General features: G+C 66.8%; 3 protein-coding genes. 2 read left to right on the top strand and 1 reads right to left on the bottom strand.

All coding sequences use genetic code 11. The features are described from left to right. Positions 1 to 718: FAD-dependent oxidoreductase (locus ACE3UY_RS21785; RefSeq protein ID WP_374689579.1), on the bottom strand; the 718-nt coding region annotated here is incomplete at its 3' end. A gap of 370 nt (positions 719 to 1,088) precedes the next feature. Here ACE3UY_RS21785 and ACE3UY_RS21780 point away from each other — a divergent pair. Both ACE3UY_RS21780 and ACE3UY_RS21775 read left to right on the top strand, forming a co-directional pair. After that, positions 1,089 to 2,984 carry a hypothetical protein gene (locus ACE3UY_RS21780; RefSeq protein WP_374689578.1) on the top strand — a complete coding sequence of 632 codons (1,896 nt, stop codon included), beginning with the start codon at positions 1,089 to 1,091 and terminating at the stop codon, positions 2,982 to 2,984. Next, positions 2,981 to 3,685: hypothetical protein (locus ACE3UY_RS21775; protein WP_374689577.1), on the top strand; the 705-nt coding region annotated here is incomplete at its 3' end. The genes ACE3UY_RS21780 and ACE3UY_RS21775, both read left to right, overlap by 4 nt.

The raw sequence follows: 3,685 nt of genomic DNA, 5'->3' as shown, positions 1-3,685 counted from the left end.
CCACCGGCTCGACCCGCTCCACGCCGCTCATGCCGCTGATGGTGATGATGCCCCGGTCGGTGAAAGCTTTCTGCATCGCCTCGGTCACGGCCATGTCCTCGATGGGCAGGATGTGGGGGGCCACGTCGAGCAGCGTCACCTGTGAGCCGAAGGTGTTCATCACCGACGCGAACTGGCAGCCGGTGGCCGCCGCGCCGATGACGATGAGCCGGCGCGGCAACTCGCGCAGTTGCCAGACGTCGTGATGGCCGATGGTGTGTTCCGCGCCGGGGAAGGGCAGTTTGCGGGCGTGGCCGCCGGCGCAGATGATGAACTTCTCGGCCGTCAGCCGCTCGCCGTTACCTAGCTCGATGGTCTGCGGATCGACGAAGCGGGTCGGGCCTGCGCCGTCATGGACGGTTACGCCCGAACTCTCCAGGTGTTTGAGCAACTGTTTTTTCTCGTGGACGGCGTAGACCACGTGCTGCGTGCGGGCGATGAGCCGCTCGAAGTCCAGGATCGGGCCTTCGCCCATGAGGCCGTACTGTTCGTGCTGGGCCGATTCGCGCATGAGCCGGGCGGCGTGGGCCAGCACGCGCGTCGGCACGCAGCCGTCGTTCGTGCAGGTTCCCCCCAGCCGGTCACGCTCTACCAGGGCGACGCTGGCGCCCAATTCGCGGGCCCGTAAGGCTGCGGTCACCCCCGCCGGCCCGCCGCCGATTACGATTACGTCGTACATAAACTACCTCACGATGGCAGCCATCACCTGTCATATCGTTTGGCGATGGCCTTATTCAGATGGTTCTAGCGCTCAAGGTGTGATGGTTATGCCAGTGGTGTGTCAGGGCGCATGCTTATTATACAGTACCCAGCAGACCTGACAGGTGTCTGACACTTCCTGGCGACTGGAAATGATTGAGAACAGACCGCCGACGACTGACCGCTACAAGAGCGGTCAATATGCTGCTTTCTATCTAGCTCTGGGCAACTTGATAGACTGTGAAGTATGGACGGTCGATCGCCCGTTGTACAATACTGTCGGCGCGGCCCTGCCCTGGCTCAGGCTGCTAACGTAGCCCATCCTACGTTTGTCGGGGTACAATGCCCCCGTGCGCCCTTCTGCCCGTCTACTGCTGCTCGCCGCCGCGATTCTGACCGTCGTATACCTGATCGGGCTTGCTTTCAACGTCTCCCCCTGGCTGCGCGGGCCGGAGGAGTGGCGCTGGCCCTACGTCATTCCCGGCTCGGTGGGTCGGGCGTGGCTGTCCGCCCTCGTGCTGGCCGGCTACCTGCTGCTCATCGCCGCCCTGACCCGCCGCCCGGAGGGTGATTCCGCCCACCCGCGCCGCCGCACGACCCTGATCCTCCTGGCCGCCGGCCTGATGACGCCGCTGCTCCAAATCGCGCTGCTCTACCTGGATCACGCCGATTTGGGCTTCGCGCAACTCTTCAACCGCACCGTCTCCGAACTCTCCGGCGGCTTCTACAACGTCGGGGTGATGGTTACCGATAACCGCGACTTCCTGGCCCACTTCGTCGAGCGCATGCCGTCCTACCCGGTGCACCCACAGCGCCACCCACCGGGAGTGCCATTGCTCTTCGCCTGGGCGCGCCAGTTGTTTGATCGGCTGCCGGCGCTGGCGGCCGGCTTGAGCGAGCGACTGCGGCCAGCCCAGTGCCACAATCTGGCCTTGATGAACCTGCCCGACAGCGCCATTGCCGCCGCCGTCGTCCAGATGCTCGTGCCGTTGGGGCTGGGGATCATCGTCGCGCCGCTGTACGTGTTTGGCCGCGCGGTCTATGGCCGGTCGGCGGCGCGGCGGGCCGTTCTGCTGTGGCCGTTGTTGCCCAGCGTCGCTCTGTGGGCCACGCGCTGGAACCAATTCTACGCGCTCATTACCCTGCTGGTTTTTCTGCCGTTCGCCTGGGGCTTGACGCGCCGCCGGCTGTGGCCGCTTTTCGTCGCCGGGATGCTGGTGGCTCTGGGAACATTTCTCAGCCTGGGCAACGTCGTCCTGGGCCTGTTCCTGGGATGGTACGCGCTGGTTTGGCTGCTGGATCAGGCGGAGCGCCCGCCTCTCGTGTGGCTACTGGCCGGCGCGGCGCTCTTCGCCGGCGGGTTCGCGCTGTTCTGGCTGGCGCTATGGCTGGGGTATGGCCTGAACCCGGTCGCGCTGTGGCGCACCGCCCTGAGCACCCACCTTGGCCTGGGGCGCAACTACGTCAGCTGGTTGTTTTACCATCTCTACGACTTTCTGGTGTTTCTGGGCATCCCGCTGGCCGTATTCGGGGCGGCCCGCTTCGCGCGCGCCGGCTGGCGCTGGCGCGTCCGGCCGCGCGATGTGCTGGCGCTGTCCTTTGGTATCGGCCTGCTGCTGCTCGACATATCCGGCACGTCGCAGGGCGAGGTCGCGCGGGTCTGGGCCTTCCTGCTGCCGCTGGCGCTCCTGGCCGCCGTGCCGCGGGCTGAACGGAATCGAGCGGCCTTCCTGGGCATCGCCGCCCTGCTCGCCCTCCAGGTCTTCGTCGCCAATCTCTTCCTCCAGCCGGTCAGCACCGGCCTGACCGACCCGCCCGCGCCGCCGCCGGCCGTCCAGCCCACCGCCGGCCCCCTGGCCGTCTGGCAGAACGGCATCATCCTGCACGAGGTGCGTCTGCCCGCTGCCGCCGCGCCCGGGGAGACGGTGACGGTCGAACTCATTTGGGGCGCGGAGCGCTCAATCGGTGTGCCTTATACCGTCTTTGTCCACGTCCTGGACGCCTCCGGCCAACTCGTGGCGCAGACCGACGGCCTGCCGCGCGGCGGCGCGTGGCTGACCACCTGTTGGCAGCCCGGCCATACTTTTGCCGACGCCCACGCCGTATCTCTCCCCGCCGATCTACCGCCTGGTGAGTACACACTCGACGCCGGCCTCTACTGGCTGCCCACCGGCGAACGGGCCTTGCTGCGCGACGGCATGATGGCTGACAGCGTCCGCCTCGGCGCGCTCATGGTGGCTCCATGAACCAAGAGCCTACTCCACCGCGTCGCGCGCGACGTTTGGCCCCGGAATGGTGGGCAGTGCTGCTCGGTGCGCTGTTGGCGGTTGGGTTGGCGCTGGACTGGCCCTGGCTGCGCGGCAACGAGGAGTTCAGTTGGCAGCGCTACGATGTGCCGGGGTTGGCCGGCCGCGTCGGGCCGGTAGTTGCGGCCGTGGCGCTGCTAGGGCTGCTGGGTTACTGGCTGATGCGCGCCACCCGCCCCGACGCCAGCCGCCGGAGCGCGACTTTAATCGCGCTTGCCCTTGTCGTGCTGGGTCTGGGGGCGCGGATCGCCTTTCAATACGTGGAGCATCCCGACCCACTGGTGACGCTATTCTATCGCACCGTCTCCACGCGCAATCTGGGCGCGTTCTATTACGATGGCATCAACGTCACCGACATGCCCGCCTTCCTGCGCGACTTCCCGCAACGGATGCCCGACCTGGTCGGCTTCTCGGCCCGCACCCATCCGCCGGGCATTCCCCTGCTGTTCTGGGCCACAGGGCAACTGCTGGAACAGTTGCCGCCGCTGGCGACGGTGTTAGGCGGCCACTTCCGCGATTACGTGTGCGCCGTACGCGACTCCCCCATCCTGTTCCTGCCCGATCCCCTGCTGGCCGCGTCCGCTCTTCAGGTGGCTATGCCGTTGTGGGGCGCGCTATCGGTCGTGCCTTTCTTCTTTCTG

The sequence above is a fragment of the Promineifilum sp. (SeqCode) genome (genome assembly GCF_041918635.1).
Taxonomy (GTDB): Bacteria; Chloroflexota; Anaerolineae; order Promineifilales; family Promineifilaceae; genus Promineifilum.
Note: the sequence above shows the minus strand (reverse complement) of the source record. Positions and strands in the feature narration are given on the sequence as shown.